General features: G+C 38.9%; 18 protein-coding genes. 5 read left to right on the forward strand and 13 right to left on the reverse strand.

Translation table 11 applies throughout. The features are described from left to right. Nucleotides 1-9: 9 nt before the first annotated feature. From LMH66_RS10550 to LMH66_RS10560, 3 genes are read right to left on the reverse strand one after another with little or no spacing between them, the layout of a single operon-like run. Nucleotides 10-1,086, reverse strand: coding sequence for a polysaccharide pyruvyl transferase family protein (locus LMH66_RS10550; RefSeq protein ID WP_229369910.1), 1,077 nt, complete (start codon nucleotides 1,084-1,086; stop codon nucleotides 10-12). Further along, nucleotides 1,079-2,410, reverse strand: a complete 1,332-nt coding sequence (locus LMH66_RS10555) for a flippase (RefSeq protein WP_324295174.1) — start codon at nucleotides 2,408-2,410, stop codon at nucleotides 1,079-1,081. Before LMH66_RS10555 ends, LMH66_RS10550 begins: the two co-directional genes overlap by 8 nt. A gap of 60 nt (nucleotides 2,411-2,470) precedes the next feature. Next, nucleotides 2,471-3,853 (reverse strand): UDP-glucose dehydrogenase family protein, encoded by a 1,383-nt coding sequence (locus LMH66_RS10560; protein ID WP_229369915.1) that lies wholly within the window; start codon nucleotides 3,851-3,853, stop codon nucleotides 2,471-2,473. A gap of 758 nt (nucleotides 3,854-4,611) precedes the next feature. Here LMH66_RS10560 and LMH66_RS10565 point away from each other — a divergent pair. From LMH66_RS10565 to LMH66_RS10575, 3 genes are read left to right on the forward strand one after another with little or no spacing between them, the layout of a single operon-like run. Next, nucleotides 4,612-5,289, forward strand: a complete 678-nt coding sequence (locus tag LMH66_RS10565) for a transglutaminase-like cysteine peptidase (RefSeq protein WP_229369917.1) — start codon at nucleotides 4,612-4,614, stop codon at nucleotides 5,287-5,289. A gap of 13 nt (nucleotides 5,290-5,302) precedes the next feature. Then, nucleotides 5,303-7,378: an EAL domain-containing protein gene (locus tag LMH66_RS10570; protein WP_229369919.1), complete on the forward strand. Its 2,076-nt coding sequence runs from the start codon at nucleotides 5,303-5,305 to the stop codon at nucleotides 7,376-7,378. A 2-nt stretch (nucleotides 7,379-7,380) separates the two neighbouring features. After that, nucleotides 7,381-7,821 carry a hypothetical protein gene (locus LMH66_RS10575; protein WP_102527069.1) on the forward strand — a complete coding sequence of 147 codons (441 nt, stop codon included), beginning with the start codon at nucleotides 7,381-7,383 and terminating at the stop codon, nucleotides 7,819-7,821. Nucleotides 7,822-7,919: 98 nt separating this feature from the next. Here LMH66_RS10575 and LMH66_RS10580 read toward each other — a convergent pair whose 3' ends face one another. Both LMH66_RS10580 and LMH66_RS10585 read right to left on the reverse strand, forming a co-directional pair. Then, a complete protein-coding gene (locus LMH66_RS10580) occupies nucleotides 7,920-9,101 on the reverse strand; it encodes a trans-sulfuration enzyme family protein (RefSeq protein WP_229369921.1) in 1,182 nt (393 codons plus the stop codon). Nucleotides 9,102-9,257: 156 nt separating this feature from the next. Continuing rightward, nucleotides 9,258-9,743 (reverse strand): hypothetical protein, encoded by a 486-nt coding sequence (locus tag LMH66_RS10585; protein WP_229369923.1) that lies wholly within the window; start codon nucleotides 9,741-9,743, stop codon nucleotides 9,258-9,260. Between the two features lie 259 nt (nucleotides 9,744-10,002). On the opposite strand from LMH66_RS10585, the gene LMH66_RS10590 reads away from it, so the two are divergent. Then, nucleotides 10,003-10,551 carry a sugar O-acetyltransferase gene (locus LMH66_RS10590; RefSeq protein ID WP_229369925.1) on the forward strand — a complete coding sequence of 183 codons (549 nt, stop codon included), beginning with the start codon at nucleotides 10,003-10,005 and terminating at the stop codon, nucleotides 10,549-10,551. A gap of 55 nt (nucleotides 10,552-10,606) precedes the next feature. Here LMH66_RS10590 and oleD read toward each other — a convergent pair whose 3' ends face one another. The 6 genes from oleD to LMH66_RS10620 all read right to left on the reverse strand — a co-directional run bounded on the left by oleD (nucleotide 10,607) and on the right by LMH66_RS10620 (nucleotide 18,248). Then, on the reverse strand, nucleotides 10,607-11,647 hold the full coding sequence (oleD, locus tag LMH66_RS10595) for a 2-alkyl-3-oxoalkanoate reductase (protein WP_229369994.1): 1,041 nt from the start codon (nucleotides 11,645-11,647) through the stop codon (nucleotides 10,607-10,609). Nucleotides 11,648-11,704: 57 nt separating this feature from the next. Continuing rightward, nucleotides 11,705-13,363, reverse strand: coding sequence for an olefin beta-lactone synthetase (gene oleC / locus LMH66_RS10600; protein WP_229369926.1), 1,659 nt, complete (start codon nucleotides 13,361-13,363; stop codon nucleotides 11,705-11,707). A gap of 171 nt (nucleotides 13,364-13,534) precedes the next feature. Beyond that, on the reverse strand, nucleotides 13,535-14,419 hold the full coding sequence (locus LMH66_RS10605; RefSeq protein WP_102527074.1) for an alpha/beta fold hydrolase: 885 nt from the start codon (nucleotides 14,417-14,419) through the stop codon (nucleotides 13,535-13,537). A gap of 49 nt (nucleotides 14,420-14,468) precedes the next feature. Then, nucleotides 14,469-15,518 (reverse strand): 3-oxoacyl-ACP synthase III, encoded by a 1,050-nt coding sequence (locus LMH66_RS10610; protein ID WP_102527075.1) that lies wholly within the window; start codon nucleotides 15,516-15,518, stop codon nucleotides 14,469-14,471. 255 nt (nucleotides 15,519-15,773) lie between these two features. Next, a complete protein-coding gene (locus tag LMH66_RS10615; protein WP_229369929.1) occupies nucleotides 15,774-17,060 on the reverse strand; it encodes a methyltransferase in 1,287 nt (428 codons plus the stop codon). A gap of 12 nt (nucleotides 17,061-17,072) precedes the next feature. After that, nucleotides 17,073-18,248, reverse strand: coding sequence for a chemotaxis protein (locus LMH66_RS10620; protein WP_229369931.1), 1,176 nt, complete (start codon nucleotides 18,246-18,248; stop codon nucleotides 17,073-17,075). A gap of 232 nt (nucleotides 18,249-18,480) precedes the next feature. Between LMH66_RS10620 and LMH66_RS10625 the strand changes: the two genes are divergently transcribed. Then, nucleotides 18,481-18,708: a DUF1289 domain-containing protein gene (locus LMH66_RS10625; protein WP_229369934.1), complete on the forward strand. Its 228-nt coding sequence runs from the start codon at nucleotides 18,481-18,483 to the stop codon at nucleotides 18,706-18,708. Nucleotides 18,709-18,820: 112 nt separating this feature from the next. Here LMH66_RS10625 and LMH66_RS10630 read toward each other — a convergent pair whose 3' ends face one another. Together LMH66_RS10630 and LMH66_RS10635 are read right to left on the reverse strand one after the other, a co-directional pair. Beyond that, entirely contained in the window at nucleotides 18,821-19,177 is a 357-nt protein-coding gene (locus LMH66_RS10630; RefSeq protein ID WP_229369937.1) for a YajD family HNH nuclease, read from the reverse strand. A 398-nt stretch (nucleotides 19,178-19,575) separates the two neighbouring features. Beyond that, nucleotides 19,576-20,226 (reverse strand): DUF502 domain-containing protein, encoded by a 651-nt coding sequence (locus LMH66_RS10635; protein WP_229369940.1) that lies wholly within the window; start codon nucleotides 20,224-20,226, stop codon nucleotides 19,576-19,578. Between the last annotated feature and the right edge of the window lie 49 nt (nucleotides 20,227-20,275).

Raw genomic sequence — 20,275 nt, forward strand, 5'->3', positions numbered from 1 at the left:
CAATGACAATTAATCAGTTTTGAAAACTGATTCTGATAAGATTTTAGTAATTTTTTGCTTCTTATCTTTAAAAATACTCTCGACACAGAGTCCACTAAAGATACTTTCAACTAACTGTAAGTGTTCATTAATGTCAGTTGGATTTGCGATATCATATATCACATCACCCAACCCAATATCTTCAAACACACCTGTCACTTTCGTATGTCGACTCCTATCGATATACGGAATGACCATCGCACCTCTAGATAAAGCGAAAATTAACACATGTAGCCTATTTGAAATGACGAATTTAACATTCTCATATGCACTGAATATTTTGTCTGCGTCATGGTCAAAAAAAGTAATACTCGCTGTGTCTAGCTCTATTTCATTCGCAAGCAAAGACATGTAATCATCATCGAGGTTAACTTGAACTATCGGTGTTAGCTGATAAGACTGCTTGATGGTGTTTAATGCATCACAAATTGCTAGCGTGTTTTCAGCATTATTAGCATTTGATGACACAACTCCTGAACGAAAAGAAAACCCAACGCCACACTTTTCTGTCTTGTCACCTGATGAATAATCTAAACATAGACCAAAATCAGGAAAGTACTCAAACTTATTAATCCCGACACTCTTTAAATATTGGTGACTATATTTTTCACGCACACCGGTATAAAAATAGGCTCTACTCTTTTGCACCTCAAGTGCTAATGCAGAGTCACCATAGGGCCCTAATGAGACACCGAGACGAACATAACGGATCCCCAATAAGCTAAATAAGCGCATTTTAATGAACCTAAACCAACCACTTCTATCCGCAATTTCATAAAAAACATGCCCAGGAACATCTAAAAAGTAAGTTTGTTTACGACTGAATATTGATTTAATCACTCTTTTATAAAAAGGTTTTTTTTCAGTTAAAACCTGTTCAATCTTGATATCTTTAATCAAGGCTTCAACGAACCATGTTGGCACACCTTTGGCTTCTATCACTACAGAAGAATTTACCGGCAATGCTTTCAATAATTCTTGGTTGATCACTAAATCACCCAAGTTCTCATATTGAGTAATCGGTCTAAAAAAAACAGTGCTATCCATGAATCCCTCTGTGAAAATTCCATCTAAATGGGTTAAGTAAATTTGATGCTATTCTAAAAAATGGTCGAGTTTTTCTCATCAGTAATACGCCAATGTATCCAGAACAAACTTGAGCAGCAAAACTTGCCCATGCAGCGCCTGTAATTCCATACTTAGGTATTAATATAAGGTTCAATAAAATATTGATACTCATTCCAATAACGACATAAACAATGGTGTACTTCTGAAGTTTTTTCATCGTGACCCAACGAGAGCGAATCATCCCTAGAACAGTAAAAATTGCACCCCAAATCAAAATATTAAGTACAGAGCTCGATGCTTGATATTGCTCACCAAATAATAATGGGATAAACCAAAATGAAGTCAAAGTAACAAATATTGCAATCGATATAGCCAATATTATGGGTATTTGGAAATAACGATTAAATGCTGTCGCAATATCAGTTTCTTTCATCGCATTAACCACTCTTGGAAAAAAGCTCACTATAATTGCTGTGGGTAAAACAATTGCTGCATCATAGAGTTTCACTGCTACTGAGTAGTGTCCCACAGCCTCTTTACCAATCATTTGCATTAGCATGAGTTGATCTATTCTGGAATAAACCATCACAGCTAACATTGAAAATATTAAAGGCCAAGACTCCAAAAAAACACGTTTTGCAAAGCTATAATCAAAGGTGTATTTAGCGGCCATTTGTGGTTTGAAGCGAAGAAACACGATTAATAATGCAATTGCGATATAAATTGAATCAAGTAATAAAGCAAAAGCAAACCAACTCAAAGGAGCATTAATTAAAATAAACGTCACTTTAGTTAAAGCAGAGAAAGTAAAAGCAAATGAATTTGCGATTGCTGAGAACTTAATTTTCTCAACAGATTGAAAGAATAAATTCACTACAATAGAACTATTGAACATCATAGAAACTGAAATAATTGCAACTAATACAGCCATGTCAGGGCTAGGGGCAATTATCCAAGCTGTCACAGTTGAAAGGCAGGCAGACAAAGCGCCACCACTCAATTTCATTATGATAGCCGAAGGTATGATTCGGTGAACATTATCTCTATCTTGGGTTAACTCTCTTACGATAACATTATCGATCCCCAAAGCTGCTATTGCAGAAAACATCATCACTAAGCTTTGGCTATAACTCAGCACCCCATAATCCTCAGGGCCAAGATAACGCGCAACATAAATAGCGACGCCTAAACCAAGAAACAACTGCAACACTTTCTCGATAAGCAACCAACCAGTATTGGCAAAATTATATTTCGATTTCTTATGTTGGTTCGACATACTTGTAGCGCTCTTCAAACTTATCATCCATGGTAAAATTCTTAGTTAATTCTACGGTCAACATTTATTTATGCAGTTTATATTCTTCTAATTCATCTGCTTTGGTGTACGGCCAATACTGTAATACTTAATGCCTTTTTGTTGCATACGCTGCACATTAAATAAGTTTCGACCATCGACAATGACAGCTTCATTTAAAAGTGACTTCATGTTATCGAAATCGGGTGCTTTGAAGCTTTGCCACTCAGTGCATATCACCAATAAATCAGCGCCATTCAATGCAGCTTCTTTTGTCCCCATAAGGCCTAAATCGTTGCGATTACCATATATCCGCTGCGCTTCTTCCATTGATTCTGGGTCAAACGCTTGAACCTTAGCCCCCGCTTGCCATAAAGAATCCATAAGCACTCGGCTGGGAGCTTCACGCATATCATCAGTATTAGGCTTAAATGCTAAACCCCATACCGCCACAGTTTTACCTGTTAAGCTTTTATTTTCTATAACAGCTTGATGATTCAATTCAGGAAAATAATGCTGACAAATATATTCAAAAAGTTTATTTTTTTGCGAGTAATTGACTGCTTCTACAGCTTTAAGTATTTGAGATTCATACCCTGTCGCATCTGAAGTTTTCACTAATGCTTGTACGTCTTTAGGAAAACATGAACCACCATAACCACAACCAGGATAAATAAATTGAAATCCAATTCTTGAGTCAGATCCAATACCTTGTCTTACTTGCTCGATATCAGCGCCAACTTTTTCAGCAATATTAGCCATCTCATTCATGAAACTAATTTTAGTCGCTAACATACAATTTGCGGCATATTTGGTTAATTCAGCGCTTTTGACATCCATCACAATTATTTTTTCGTGATTTCTATTAAAAGGCTCGTAAAGTTCACGCATTAAATCTTCGGCATATTCAGAATCGGTTCCGATGACAATGCGATCGGGCCGTTTACAATCTGATACAGCTGAGCCTTCTTTTAAAAACTCTGGATTAGATACTACTGAGAATTTAGGTTGAGACTCACGGCTTAAAAAACGTTCGTTAAGGACATTTGTTATCATCGCTTGTACTTTATCAGCCGTCCCAACTGGAACCGTTGATTTATCAATCACAATTTTACTAGAATTCATATGGGTAGCGATTGTTTCTGCTACTTTCAAAACATACTTAAGGTCAGCAGATCCGTCTTCATCTGGAGGAGTACCAACCGCAATAAACTGCAACTCTCCAAAGTTAACACCAAACTCAGCGTCCGTTGAAAACGTTAAACGCCCTTCGGCATAGTTCTTTTCTACTATAGAGCTCAAGCCAGGTTCATAGATTGGGATGATGCCCTTTTGCAAGTTATCAATTTTATTCTGGTCAACATCAATACAGCATACGTCGTGACCCGCATCCGCTAAAATTGCACCCTGCACTAATCCAACATAACCAATACCAAAAACAGTGACTTTCATCTAAAACCTCTTACATTTATTCCATTAATAGCAAGAAAAGACACGCTACCGCCCCTGAATTTCAGCTTCCAGATTGCTGTACATCTCTTCCATAATTCCTAATTTCTATATATCAATAATCTCAATAAACTTGAGCTAAACTAAACTTAACCGCCTCACCGCACCACAATAAGGCAACAAGTGCGCAACAAAGCCAAAACAGACACCAACTTTAGCTTGGTTTAGGTTAAATTTTAATGACAATGTCTATTAAATATTTCAACCTTACGTCAAAAACCAAGCGCAACCAACTGTTTCTACTTGTAAAAAATTATTGTGAAATTTTATTACATGCCAAAATAAACAGTGAACCACATCAAGACAAGCAACAATCAAACCAAGTTTAAATTATTATAAACCTAATAAGTGTCAATATTATGACACTCAAAATTAACACTTACAACCATTGATATAAAAGGTTTTTTACTAAACAAGGTGTGATGCGTCAAAATATAGTCACTTATTACATGTGCGTCATACACTTACATGTTAAAGTGATAGACACTTGATGACTGAGGAAAAAAGAACTAGATTGTTACACTTTTATTACGGAAACCATTTTTTTTGAAATTGAATTACAGTTAGAGTAAAAATGACTTCCTATGAAGCGGCTGGTAAAGTAAACGTGATATCAACTCAAAGTCTACGCCCTAAGTTAGTTCGTTTTTTAATCACAACTGCGATCATTAATGATACCTAATCAATATCTAGCATTATTTATGAGTGTTTATATTGTTTCTAATAAGCGGAGCATGATAAGCCGACTTCCAATAGCATTATTGCTGTTTAGTTTTTGCTGCTTTTCTTTTATTTCAGAAAAAACATTTAATATAGAATTTTATGAACAGCTCAAGAATCGTTACACCACTGAAAGACTGGATATTTTTTATAAATGGGAAGCGTTAATTAAGGCAGAACAACAATCAGAGATACTGTCAAAATTAAATCTTGTAAATCAGTTTTCTAATCGAAACATTAGTTTCAAATCAGATATCAAGCATTGGAAAAAACAAGATTATTGGGCAACGCCTATAGAGTCTTTAGGTACAGGAGCGGGTGATTGTGAAGATTTCGCGATTTTTAAATACATGACTTTATTAGCATTGGGTATAGATGAATCAAAGTTAAGGTTAATGTATGTCCGTGCACTCACGATTAATGAACCTCACATGGTTCTTATTTATTCAGATACCCCCAGTTCAATGCCACTGATATTAGACAACTTGAACACTAGAATTCTCCCAGCAAATAAACGTCGTGACTTGAAGCCAATTTATTCGTTTAACGGTCAAGGGTTATGGTTAGCGAAAGCTCAAGGGTTAGGCAATAAAGTAAAAAGCGGAGCAGGTTCCAAAGATTGGACTGCACTGATGGAAAGAATTGAGCAAGGCCAATAATAGGAGCAAAGTAGTGAGCATTAAGAAAGGGTTATCTTTAAAAACACAGCTTTATTTATTAATTGCTTGTTTAACTATTTTTACCTTTAGTGCATCTCTTTATAACAATATAACGAGTATGCAGACCTACCTCGAAGACCAACTTTCCTCACATGCACAAGACGCTGCACATAGTTTAGGCCTCTCTATTTCGCCTTATATGGATGAAGAGGAGTTAGTTATCGCAAAAACGATGACAAACGCACTATTTGATTCAGGTTATTATCAATCGATTGCATTTTATGATCTTAATGACAAAATAATTTTTTCAAGAACTAACCCACACGGCACGCAACATATACCCAACTGGTTTATCAAGCTATTTTTATTATCACCGCCAGTAATGACAAGCGAAGTCTCTAATGGCTGGGTTATAGCCGGAAAAATCAAGGTTCAATCTCACTCAGGTTCGGCCTACAACACCTTATGGAATCATAGTAAAAATATTTTATGGATAACCTGTATGCAATTATGTATCGCATTAATTGCAGGTTTCTTCATATTAAAAGCGGTTTTATATCCTTTAAAAGGAATTGAAAGACAAGCAAATGCTGTTGCAACAAAACAATTCGAAATTAATTCTGAAATTCCTTACACCACGGAATTAAGAGCTGTAGTCAATGCGCTTAATAAAATGGTCGAAAACATTCGCCAAACTTTTCATGAACAAACACAATTGGCAGAATCGTTATCAAAACAAGTCTACTTAGATAGTCAGACTGATTTACCTAATCGCAGAGCATTGTTAAAAAGGTTTGACTCTTACGTTGTCGAAGCGAATGAAACCGGTTCGGCTTTATACATGAACCTCATTTCAATGACATCATTGAAGCAAATCAATGATTCTGAAGGTTACAGCGCTGGAGACAATTATATTACAGAAGCGGCAAACCTATTTAAAAAACAAATAACGCCTTTCAATCAAATTACGATGTTCAGGGTGTCAGGCTCAGAATTTATTATTTTATCGCTAATGTCATCCAATGAAGCAGAACAACTAAACAGTTCATTAAATGAGTCAATCAGCCTTGCAAGTAATACACAATATCCTCAAGGGTTCGCTAAACATGTGGCTACGAAAGTAGACTTATCAGAGTCATTTACTTGTGCTGTTCAACGATGCGATACCGAGATTGCCACCCAGCAATATTATTTAAATACTCAAAACAATCAAATTACAGCATCTGATAGTCAAGGTCACTCAAGAATCAAATGGTTAGAAATTTTAAAGCAATTTATCGCTTATTCATCATCTAACAATATTCAACGAAATCTTGAGAATATGCACGAACTGGACAGTATTTTCGAACTGATGCTGCAACCGATTATTAATAACCAAAAAGATCTGATGTATGTTGAATCGTTTCTGCGATTTAAACTAGAAGATGAAGTTTTCTCCACTCCTGAAGTTTTCGCCATGGCAGAGCGATTACATTTATCTAGCGAATTAGAGCAGGCTGTTGTGAGCTTTATTTTTCATAAATTATTAAAAGTTAAACAGGCTAAAATTGCCATTAACATTGGTAATAGCGCTATTCACGATGAATCATTCACCAATTGGTTATTTCAAATATACCAACAACATAAAGCACAGCTTCCTCAGTTAATTTTTGAAATTAATGAATCAGCAGCCATGGCATCTGTTGAGTCTACCAAGCAGTTTATCAGTCGAGCTAAACAAATGGGCATTGAAATAACCCTTGAACGATTTGGTGCCAACTTAAGCTCTTTTTCTTATATCAAAAACATGGATATTGACTATATCAAACTGGATGGCGGTTATATTAGAGATCTGGAAGAAGCTGACTCTCGCTTTTTTGTCCAAACCGTAACACAAATATGTCACGGTATTGGAATAAAAATAATTGCTCCCCACGTTGAAAATATAACCATTTCAACTCACTGTTTACAAATGAATATTGATGGTTTGCAAGGGAATGGGCTGTACCCTGTGAGTCATTATAATACTATCGTCTCTTCCAAAGAGGGCGAAATAGAGACTATACTTTTACTTAATAGATTTAATACTTCGACACAAATTAAGGAATAATGATGCGTAACTTAAAGCTAAGTTTATTACTTTTATCAGCAATGGTTTCCAGTAATGGAATAGCTGCAGTAACCGAAACCGAATTCGTAGCCGGTGTCACTCAAGCAAATGAACAAGGAGTATCACTTGCGGAATATGCATTAGCACAATTTAACGCAACCCCTGAAGATGCTGGTGAAATTCTTGCTTTAGCGATACAAGCAACCGATGGCAATGAAGAAATGATAATTCAGGTTCTTGCCTCTGCGGCGGCTTCAGGTATGGATCCAGATGAAATACTGGCTATTGCCCTTGCGAATGGTGTCGACCCTTCTATCGTTGCCAAAGCGGTAGAAGAAACATTAACTGCCGGTGGTGGTTCATTTGGTTCAGCTCCAGCACCTGGTGCCATTGGTTCTGGTGGTGGTTCTGGCGGTGGTGCAGAAACCGTTTCTACCAACTAATTAACCTGAGCCTTAGTTAATATAAGCCGTGTTCAACCTAGGCCGCAGTTAACTTAAGCCAAATACACATAAGCCCGCTAATAGCGGGCTTATTTATTTCAATTACCTTTAATAAATGCTTGCTCGATATCAGCGATCAAATCTTCCACATTTTCTAGCCCCACAGAAATGCGTAATAAGTTATCAGTGATCCCAGCTTCTTCTTTGGCTTCAGGAGAGTATGCACTATGAGTCATTGATGCAGGGTGTTGCACTAATGATTCTGCATCCCCTAAGCTGACAGCTATTGTGAATAGAGATAAAGCGTTAACAAAATTAATCGCTGTCTTCATGTCACCGTTTAACTCGAATGCGACCACCCCGCCTGCACGTTTCATTTGTTTGCCAAGATACACATGTCCTTGATGTGATTTAAGCCCTGGATAAAATACTTGGCTAATTTGAGGATGATTCTCGAGAAAGTTAGCGATTATTTCAGCGCTATCACAATGTCGGGTCAATCTTACATCAAGGGTTTTTAAGCCCCTTAAAATGAGCCATGCATCGTGGGGAGACATAACACCACCAAAATCTTTCAAAATGTCGTGCTTTAGCCCATCAATATGTTCTTTACTACCACAAACAATGCCAGCAATAACATCCCCATGACCATTTAAATATTTGGTTGCGCTATGTACCACCATATCAATCCCCATGGATAATGGCTGCTGTAAAAGTGGTGTCATGAAAGTATTATCTACAATACTAACCAGTCCATTACGCGTAGCAATATCTGCGATAGCGCGTAAATCATAAACTTCTAAATGTGGGTTTACTGGTGTTTCACAAAACACCAGTTTTGTGTTTGGCTGCACTGCTGCTTCCACTGCCAATGTATCCGTAAAATCCACAAAGCTGACATCGATGCCAAATCGGGTTAATTGAGTGTTTAATAATGCAAAGGTGCAGCCATATACAACATTTGATGCAACAAGATGATCGCCAGCTTTAAGATGTGTCATTAATGCAGCAGAAACAGCTGCCATACCAGATGCGCATGCGGCCGCGCTTTCTGCGCCTTCAAGTAAAGCCATTTTGCGTTCTAACTCATCGGTTGTCGGATTACCGAGTCGTGTATAAATATATCCAGGTTCTTCACCAGCAAAACGTGCTCCACCTTGCTGTGCATTGTCAAATACGAAAGTAGCGCTTTGATACAGTGGTGTCACTAACGCGCCAAACTGTTCTTTTTTATGCCCACCATGAATTGCTAACGTGGCTAAATCCCATTTTTTTTGCATCTTGCTCTCCCTGCCCGCTATTCATTAGAATATTATTTGTGTAAATTAGCGGTTAAGAATTTAAGATACATTGGTTGATAATTTAACCAATCCTTGGAGTTGTTTTTTCATTCAACAATATCGTAAATCATGTGTTACAGTCGCTCTCAAAGCCCATCAATCCAGTTTTTTCCAAACTTCAACCTCTGACAACACTCCAGCTTCAAAGCGCTCGGTATGCCACTCATTACCGACCAATTTATAAGAAAAGGTAAATGACTCCCCTTCTTGAACATTGAAAGAGTTTAACGATGGAAATTCGATATAATGCTGCTGAGTCAGTTGGTACTTACCTGTACCTGCAGCCCAAAACGTTTTCACGCCCGAAGAGGTTTGCATTGTGGTAAAGCTAAAATAATTCTGCGAAATCACTTTTATCGCGCTGAGGTTTAAGTCCTGATAATTGATCCACTTTCCTTTATCGTTGAGATACTTTCCAGAGCTCAGGGTCCAACTTCCAACCAGTTGATTTTGGTAATTTGCGCTTTCACTTTTAATGGCATCTTCTGAATGCTCTTCAGCACGAATGTGGGGACTGGCGACAATCATTGCCAAACTGAATATCAGTTTAACTATTAGTGTAAACCCGCGTTTAGCTGCCATTAATTTTTCCTTTATAACTAATTCAAAGGCATCATGTTAACGTTTCGCCCGCTTAGGTATAGCCGACTTAAGTCTACTGGCATTATCCTAATGCTATAGAACTGATTAAGTGTATGGAATGACAAACAGAAAGGTTCTAAAGTTGATATTCTGCCACAAAAAAATATTCGCCCTGCAGCTATAGTCGATAAGTTCATAAGTCATCGCTAAGTTCATAAGCCATCACTGAGTTCATAAAACATCGAGAATGGAGTTCACAATGACAGAAAAAGAAAAGATGCTTGCAGGTCAGTCCTATGATGCTTGGGAACCTGAGTTACTTGAATTAAGAGCCAATGCAAAGAAGCTATGCCATCAATTTAATCAGCTATGTCCATCAGAAATAGAACAGCGCACAAACGTATTAAAAGCATTAATATCACCTAAGGGAAAATGCCATATAGAAGCGAACTTCTTCTGTGATTACGGCATAAACATTGAAGTAGGCGATAATTTCTATGCAAACCACAACTTAGTCATCCTAGACGTATGTCAGGTCAAAATAGGTAACAATGTGATGTTTGGCCCCAATGTAATGTTATCTACTGCAACTCATCCTCTGGGTGCCATTGCGAGGCGCACGACTGAATATGGAAAGCCGATAACGATTGGAGATGATGTATGGTTAGGCGGCAATGTATCTATATTACCGGGTATAACCATTGGCGATAATGCCGTGATCGGCGCTGGAAGCGTCGTAACAAAAGATATTGCCGGCAATGGTGTTTTTGCCGGCAATCCTTGTAAATTTATTAAAGCACTCACCTAAGCAAGTATTAATATTTTAGGTCAATGCGTCATTAAATCATTCTGCTCATTTTGATTTATAATGATTTTTTAAGTCGTTTCATCCCTTCATCAATATTAATTAAGGCTTGATAACCAAAATCTTGTTTCGCTGCACTAATATCAAAATAATGGCTAGTTGACAGCTGCCTTGCCACAAAACGCGTCATAATCGGTTCTTGTTGTTTATTGAGCAAACCATAAACGGTTTCTAACACCACGCCTGCTGTATAAGCAACGCCTGCTGGCACTCGTTTTGAAACGGGGCCGATATCGACACAAGCAAGAATTTTGTTGAGCATTGAAGCCATTGTAATTGGCTCATCATTACTTAAAAAATAGGCCTTACCTGCGGCATTTGAAGCAGCATTTAAATCATTCGCGGCCAAAATGTGGGCATAAGCGGCGTTATCAACGTAAATGGTATCAACCAATTTATCCTGTTTACCGACTAGTTTAAGCTTACCCATTTGAGCTCGCGCGATGACACGTGGCACAAGATGAGGATCTTCTGGGCCCCATATCAAATGAGGTCTTAATGCTGTGGTCTTAAACTCAGTATTATTAGCGTCTAACACCATTTTTTCAGCTATGGCTTTTGAGTGACCGTAATAATTCAAATAGGATTTGGCATAAGGGGCTGATTCATCAATACCTGACTCATCTTCACCTGCAAAGGTCACACTTGGGGTGCTGGTATAAACTAAGCGTTTAATATTTAATGCCTTACAAGCGCGAATAATATTGGCAGTACCATTTACGTTTGGCTCAAAATAGCTGTCTCTGCTGCCCCAAACCCCAGCTTTTGAAGCAACATGAAATACTAAGTCGCAATCTTGCATTGCAGACAATACACTTTCATAGTCAGCTATATCCCCCTGAAACATGGTTACGCCCATGTCAGTTAACGCGGGATAATCACCGCGGGCAAAACCCACAACTTCGATTTGTGCGGCACGTAATCTTTTACAAATGGTTTTACCTAAAAAACCACCAGCACCGGTCACAAAAACCCGTTTAGCTGATGCTTTAAGCGCTGTTAACGCTTGTTGTTCTTGTACTAATAAGTCATCAAACATTAATGGGCTCTTTTGATTTTTATCTGAAGATAAAGACGGTTGATTAACAGTCACAAGTTATTCCTTCCATTGCTTTTGTGCCCAGACACTGAGCTTTTCACGGAATATTTTTGCATTATGACGCACATCAACCGGAAAGTCAGGATGAATAAGGAAGCGATGAATTCCTGTTGTATGAGGGTATTTCTCAGCGATATCAAGCAACTCTTGATAGAGTAGTTTACTGGTTGAGCAGACAATCCCTTTATCAAGTTCAACACATAATAACGGCACAGTGGCGCCATTAACTTCAATAGCAACCAGTGCAGAGCGTTTGACTTGTTGATGAGTGTTAAACACTCGCTCACAAGGAATCGAAAAATAACGTTTATTGCTATCTACCCGATGGGCTTTACGGCCACACATCCATAAATGACCTGCATCATCAAGATAACCCACGTCACCCATTCGGTGACGAACAATATCGCCATCGGCAATTTTAGCCGAAGCTGTTGCTGCGTCTCGCTGGTAATAACTCCCGCTGACCATTGGGCCTTTTACGACAATCTCACCGATTTCACCACTGTTCAGGGGTAATGATTCATCCCACTGACTGATCACATCTTCGGTAATATCGATAATGGTAATATCAACACCATCTATTGGCTTGCCAACACAAATCCCTTTACCGTTATCAGTGGACTCAGTGGTATCAAATAACGCTGAGCTCGGCATCATACTGATAGGTAAAGACTCAGTCGCGCCATAAGAGTTTAACACTTCAACGCCTTCAGATAACATCTGACTGAATCGTTTAATGGATGAAATTGTCGCTGGTGCGCCGGCTGAAATAACTCGCTTAACACTCGGTAACTTATGCTCTGTTTGCTCCCCCGCTTGGCCTAATCGTTCTAGTAAAGCTGGGTTAACAAACATATTTGAGCATTGATACTTTTCAATCGCAGCAAAAAGATAATCAGGGTTAGCCGTTATCGGTTTACTGGCATCCATGGCAGGTACAATAGACGCCATACCAAGTGCTGGCCCAAATAACGAAAATAATGGGAAGGTTGCTAAATCTCGCTCGCCAGGTTTAATGCCATAATCATGCTTTAATGCCTGAATTTGCGCCTCAAACATTGCATGGCTGTACACCACACCTTTAGGCGTACCAGTGCTGCCACTGGTGAACAATATTGCCGCCATTTGACTGTTATCAAGAAGCTGTATTGGATATGGCGTATTAAGCTCGGCTTTAGGCAAGCTATCAATATTTTTTGCCCCCGCCAACCAACGCTCTAGTCCGCTGCCACCAACATTCAAACAATGCTTTACAGAAGACTTACCCCAACCTAATACTCTACGGGCAATATTCGCTTTCGAAATACCAATAAAAACGTCGGGCTTGGCTTCTTCAAAGCATTGCTTTAAGTTCTTAACCCCCATTCCAGGGTCCACTAAAATCGGAATAATCCCTGCTTTAAATAGCGCAAAAGTGAGCACAAAAAAATCGATACTCGGTGTCACCATCAATACCGCTTTCATCCCCGCTTGAATCCCAGCAGCATTTAGCCGATAAGCCATATCGTCAGAATCAGCATCTAAGGCTTTAAAGTTAATTTCTTGATATGAAAGTGAACCGGATTGAGCCGTTTGTACAGCAACAGCAAGTTCAGTGGGAATGTGTATCGCAGCATGAGATAAATGCTGGCAGATATTGGCTGTATTTATAGTCATAAGCTCACTGTCATGAATACGATTTAAGGTTCTCTTTTATAACATTATCATTGTTAACTGATTCATTGCTTAAGTATCACTGTATTAAGAGTAATGACTTTCTAAGTTCAGCTAACGCTATAAAGTAAAAAGGCATCATTACGATGCCCTTACTTTATTCACTCTGACAAGTTAAGCCTTTGGCTGCTCTGCCATAAAGTGCTGAATAAGCCCAATCACATCTTCAGTCGCATCTTCCAGAATATAATGACCACAATCATCAAACTCTCGCACCTGCGCATGAGGCATATGTTGACGCCACTTGTCTAAAAAGTGCTTATCAAAAACAAAATCCTGAAGTCCCCAACAAATTAAGGTCGGTACATCAGAAAACTTAGTTAAGCTGTCACTGATGTCAGACACTAACTGGTAATTACGGTCTTCAGGCTTTAATGGAATATCCTGTACAAAACGTAATGTTGAAATACGGTTTTTCCAGTTATTGAACGGCGCAACATAGGCTTCACGCACTTCTTTTGACATCGGTTTACGCTTAACACCCACATAAGAGGCAATGGATGAAAAAGCATTAAAGCCTCTTACCAAAAATGTACCTAATATCGTTTCACGGCAAACCCATAATGCCCAAGGAAAAGGCTTGGTTTCAGGTAAATGAAACGCTGCAGTATTTAAAAAGACTAAACGTTTAATTCTTTCAGGGTAACGAGCTGCGTAACCCATGCCGATCATGCCACCCCAATCGTGCACGACTAGGGTTATGTTTTCTTTCACATCAAGACTATCAAGCAAGGCTTCTAGATCATCAATACGATTTTTTAAGGTGTAATCATATTGTGGATCGTCAGGCTTATCTGATAAACCGCAACCAATGTGATCAGGTACAATACACTGATGGGTTGGGCTTAATGCCGTTACTAGGTTACGGTAGTAATAACTCCAACTCGGATTACCATGAACCATAACAACTGGCTCACCTTGACCTTCGTTGACGTAATGTAATTTATTACCATTTCGGTCTAAATAATGGCTGTCAAAAGGCAACAGATTTTCTAACATGATGCTTCCTAATAATTCTTATAATACTGTTAAATAACCAGTCAGATAACTACCACTTGATGCCAAGCATCATACAGTTCAATCCACTGCCTATTCCTAGAAAGCTCACTTGATCGCCGAGTTTCAAGAACCCTTGATCATGGGCAATCGCTGCGGTCACAGGTAAAGACACTGTGCCCATATTGCCGAGCGTTTCATAGGTAGGAAATTCTTTTTCATGAGAAATGTTGAGTGCATTTAAAACTTGCTTGCGATTAGATGCGCCAACCTGGTGACAAATCACTTTATCAACTTGTTCTACAACCCAATCACGTTGAGTCAAGAAGTGCTCCCAAGTATGCTTAGCTAAATCAACACCCTCTTTGAGCAGTGTAACGGCATCAGTGCGCATAAACTCACGATATAGCTTCTGGCTCGTTTCCTGAAGGCCCCATTGACATAACTCATGGTGCTCAGGAGCAGATAAATGACTCGCACCTAACAGTTGATGCTGACGGGTATTTTTAAGCGGTAAGCTGCCATCGGTTAAAATAACCGCAACAGCACCGGAGCCACCAGTCAGGGTCGCCAATGACTGAGCAAAGTTTTGCATCGTCGGCTCATTCAACATATTGTCGATAGTGACTTCAACGATATCGCGGGCAGATTCACACGAAACCACCATGCCAGCTTTGATTTGTCCTAACTCAATGCGGTTAGCAATATCTAAAATGCCTGATAGCACGCCAAGACATGCGTTACTGATATCGTAAATCGCAGTATCTTTTGAAACACCTAGTTCAGCCGCAACACGACAAGCCGTAGCAGGTTCATGTTGGTCGCGACAGACACCGGTGTAAACCACAGCACCTAAATCACTCACGCTGATACCTGTTTCATCTACAGCTTTACGCGCTGCACATAATGCGCCGTCAGATAATCGATAGCCTTTTGGCCACCAACGACGTTCTTTGATACCAGTTAATGCAGCTAATTGCCCCATTGGAATACGAAACTTTTGATAAAGCGGCGCAAGACGAGATTCTAGGTCTAGGCTAGACACCACTTGGGGTGCTAACTCATAAGCCATACTATTAATAAAAACGCGGGAATATTTCATGAAACCGTATCAATCGCTCACTTTAAGGTCGCTTACAGCAACCATATTTATTGGTATTTGTTATTAACCCGCCATTTGAGCAAGAAAAACCCAAATATTCAATATAAAACCACTTTTAGTCGTAGATAAATCTACCTACGCCACAGTTTATGGCAGTTAATTTTGTGATAGCATGAGTTCGTTTAAGTCTTAAGCTAGCAATTTAAAACTATATAACAGCAAGTTAGCTAACTATTCGAACAAACAAAAAATCAATTATCGTTTTTTAGCCTGAATAAGGCTATTTCTTGGAGTAATACTGTTCGAACAAAATTCAAGCACATCCACTTGGTAGTTATGTTGTTCTAAAAAACACATTCTATCTAAAATTAACCACTGTTCTAAAACGCGTCTAAACAGATGTGCGACCAGATCAATTCTCTGTGTCAGTCTTTGTCTTTGCTTACCGATTTCTAAATAGTGTTCAATATCTGCAACCGAGGTTATATTGACCTGTTTTTGTACTGCTGCCCAATGACAGAAGTCCACAAAACGACCTGAAAGCTGACTACGTTTAATGCTTGGAATAGGTAAGTAGGATTTATTACCTGATGCGGCTCGTTGCAGGCTATCAAAGCCCAAACGCCAAGCAACTTCTTGATGCCTTAACGTTAACTGCCTTTCATTGGCAATAACGCTTTGCTGCAGAGGTAACTGCAAATCATGGCGAGAAAGCGTAAAACCCGATTGTTTAGCCACATCAGAAAGCGGCTGATATTGCTGCGCTTCAATTAAATGATAACAACAAGGTGAAAATGAAATGGCTTGTGTAGATGACTGAACGGCCAAATCAATTAACCTCACATGTAAATCACCGCATGCATGCAGTGCAATGGCATGTTGCTCAGCCTTTAAAGGATTCTCAGATAACTTAAATACATCGGTGCAACGAAACTGCTGTTGTAATTGCCAATGTTGAGCAAACTCATGACCTTGATCGCACAAGTTCTGTTGCCACTCTAAACTGGTCACCGGCAAGTTACGGGTTTTGGCGAGATAACGTCCTAAATGTCCTTTACCTGCACACCACTCTACAATCGGTAGGCGATCATTTGGAACATGTGCTGCAAACTGAGTGATCTGTTGCCATTTACGGCCTTTAATATGGGCACTAAAATGACTCAGCTCTGTTTCAGTAAGTTGTAAGTCAATCGGCTGATGGCTCGATGTCTCGTTGTGATTAGTATTATCGATACAACTAGCCGTAATGCCTTCAGTCAACAACGCGGCAAGCGCTTGTTCACTCCATTTAAAACAAGAGTTTGACGATAAATCTTCTATTAGACTCGGCAGTAAATAATTAACTAAGTTTTGTTGCTCAAGATCTAGCGTCTCAATATCAGCGTCATCTATTTGCCATACCGTTTTTGCTAACTTCGGAAACGCTTGTTGCCAAGGCAAAACCTCGCATTCAAACGCTTTTACTTGCCACAGAGCCTTGAGTGACGATAAACATTCACTGATCTGCGCAAGCTTAAGCGTGTTAGCTGAACGAATAGACAATACTGAACCCTTTTATGCTTGTTTTTTAACAGCCATTCGTTTGCCTAACCAGACACCGAATCCTAATGGCGCAAAAAATACCGCGATTAAGAACAAAATGAAATACAAAATCAAACTTTTAAGAGTTTCAGTGATTTGCTTAAACACTTGCTCAACTGTTTTCTGGGTCAAGTCATCAATATCTTGCACTGCAGCAATCCGCTCTCTGGTGACCATTTCGACTAAAGCTTCACGCTCATTAGTCAGTAGCAGAGTTAAGGTTTCACGCTCTTTACTGAGTTGCTGTATTTTATCATCGGTTAACTCACTTAACTCTGCCAGTAAAGGGCTAAGTTCAGTGCGCATATCCGTCGCCAACATGGTCATCATCTCAGGCGTTTGCTCCATTAACGCTTGAAATTTAACAGTAGTCTCACTGATATTTTTAAGGGCTTGTTCTACATCTGCTGCATTCACATCAGCATGCAAAGCATACAGCTCCGCTTTCCAGCCTAGAATTTTAGGCATTTGCTGAGTCGTCATGGCCATTCTATCGGACATATCACTCATCACTTCAGGCATCGAACCAAAAGTGGTTATGGCTTCAAATTCAGAAATATTGCTATAAGTTAACCAATCTTGAAAAGCAGAAGAACGGCTAAAACTGATATCTTTAATTGGATTATCAGCAACATATTGTTTTACAAATGCTTGATGCTTTCTAAAGCTGCTTGGATCAACAAAGCCTTTTACGGTTTTAGCAAATTTAGTCGACAGCATCTGGCTAGCTTCAATGGCGATTGATTGTTGCTGTCCAAATACATCGCTACCTGCGCCGTCAGAAAAGTATTGATTCATCTGCTCGGTAAACACCCATGTATCTACCATTGCGGCAACTGGAGATGCTTGAAAAATAGCACGCTGAAGGTTTTGCTCAGAGTAAATTTTCCACATCAAAGTATTTGATTTTATAGCAACATCGTCAGTGCCATTAGCAATCAAATCGGCACTCGCCTCTACCTGAGTATAGAAACTATAACTAAACTCTCGGCTAAACATTCTCATGTTAATTTGCTCTTTAGGAAGCGGCTTTACGCCACTCTCAAGCTTAACTTCAAGTAATGAACAACCTGTCATTAACACTAAGCTTAAACTCATCAACAACATAAAAGAGCCACGTTTTACTGCTGAACATAGCGATGATTTCATGGTATTCTCCACACCAATTCTTAGCAATTTAGTTATTCCAAGCTAACAATAATTAGTCTAATGCGTTTACATCAAACACAATAATTAGACAAGCGAGCATTAAAAGTAACTAACTGATATATAATATATTTAATTTCACACGAGACTAATTTTTATGACGTTTAGTGTCTAGTGTTATTCATAAATATATCAGCGTAATTGCGCCTTTAACTGTTAATTATAGGATGTTTATATGCACTCACCATGTGTTGCCAAGTGCGGGCTGAACGATGATGATTTTTGTATGGGGTGTTTTAGACACATCAATGAAATTGTTGGCTGGGGTAAAGCCAGTGACAACAAGAAAGAGCAAATTTGGGCGTTATTGCCTGAGCGTAAACGACGCCTTAAAGGCGGCAATAATCATCAAGTGATAAGCCGAGATAAATGGTTAGCTGCTGAAGGAAAGCTCGAAGAGTAGAGCTTTTCTGATATTGCTATTCATTCTAGATAAATGTTCAAACACAAAAAAGGTTACCCACGAGGTAACCTTTTTATTTGTTAAGCAGCAATCTTAACTCATAAGAGCAGGACTATTTTTTCATCATTGCTTTTAAATCAGCAAACGGATTATATGTCGCCGCTTCTTGCTTAACTTCGGTAGTGCTGCCGTAACGGATCAACTCTTCAAAACGAGAATGTTCATTATCGTGGCAATACAAACACAATAACTCCCAATTAGAACCATCTGATGGATTGTTATCATGGTTATGATCCACATGATGCACTGTCAGCTCTGATAAATTTTTATGGGTGAACTCTCGGGTACAGCGGCCACACACCCAAGGATACAGTTTTAACGCTTGCTCGCGGTATCCCTTTTCACGGCTGGCTTTATAGTCTCTTGCTTCCGCTAATACTTTATCTAATTTACTTTGTGTGCCCGACATCGACTTTCCAACTTTGGTTGATGAAACATTGATTGATGAAACAACATTGATTAGTTCTAAAACATTACCCCAAGAATAATCTCAGTTAACACTCGGGGCAATGTTTTCTATCACAAACTGAATTTAATGATGACTGACAAACAAAATGGCCAACATTTTCTTTCAAGCTGAACGAGATTGAGTTAATGAAAATAAAATGACACTTATTAGTGCGGTTTATTTTTGAAACCGGTTATTGCATATTTGACGATATTTTTTTGTTCAAAAAACACAGCCACCCACACTGGATAAAAGCCTGTAGAGGCGCATTAACATTAATGAAAAAGGGTAATACCTTAATCATTAATGCTATAAATTATGAATATTTTCACAAGCTGATGATGACAAAAGATAAGTGGTTATTGCGGTTTATCTGCAGGGGCATCTTGTTCAGAATTAGCCGTTTTAATGGCTTTTTTGTCATTCACAGCCGTTATCGATTTAGCGGAAATCCCTGCTGTTAAATTAAAACGCATCGCATCTTCAAAAGACCAATCCACTTCAATTAAATCTTCTCGTTTTACTAAACTAGTGACACCGGCCATTTGGTAACTTAACTGGAATAAAACCGGCACCCATTCCCCTTCAGGTAGCGCATCAGTCAATGGTTTTGGCGCTGTTTGATTCATAATAAAACCAACGACATAGCCACCATTTGCTTGTTTAATTAATACTGTCTTTTGGTTTTTCGGTTTTCCGTCGCGTTTCATCAAACCTGCAATATCTCGGATACTGCCATATACAGATTTAAACAAAGGAAACTTCATTAACTGCTGTTCAAGCCAGCCGTAAAGCCAAGCGAATGGGCTAAAAGAAAACAGCAGACCTGAAATAAACACTAACACCGCAACTAAGATAAACCCCGCACCGACAAAAGTGTTATCAAGCTCAACAATATCCAGTAGCAAATGGCCTAAACCATCTAACGAAATGAATAGCGACCAAAATAGCCAAAGGCTTAACACCATAGGAAGTAAATTGGTCAAGCCACGGGACAGGGTATTTTTCATTTAGCTCACGGAAAAGAAGAATCAAGACGAAAATGTTAACACAGTTTGC

The sequence above is a fragment of the Shewanella sp. 10N.7 genome (assembly GCF_020806285.1).
GTDB lineage: Bacteria > Pseudomonadota > Gammaproteobacteria > Enterobacterales > Shewanellaceae > Shewanella > Shewanella electrodiphila.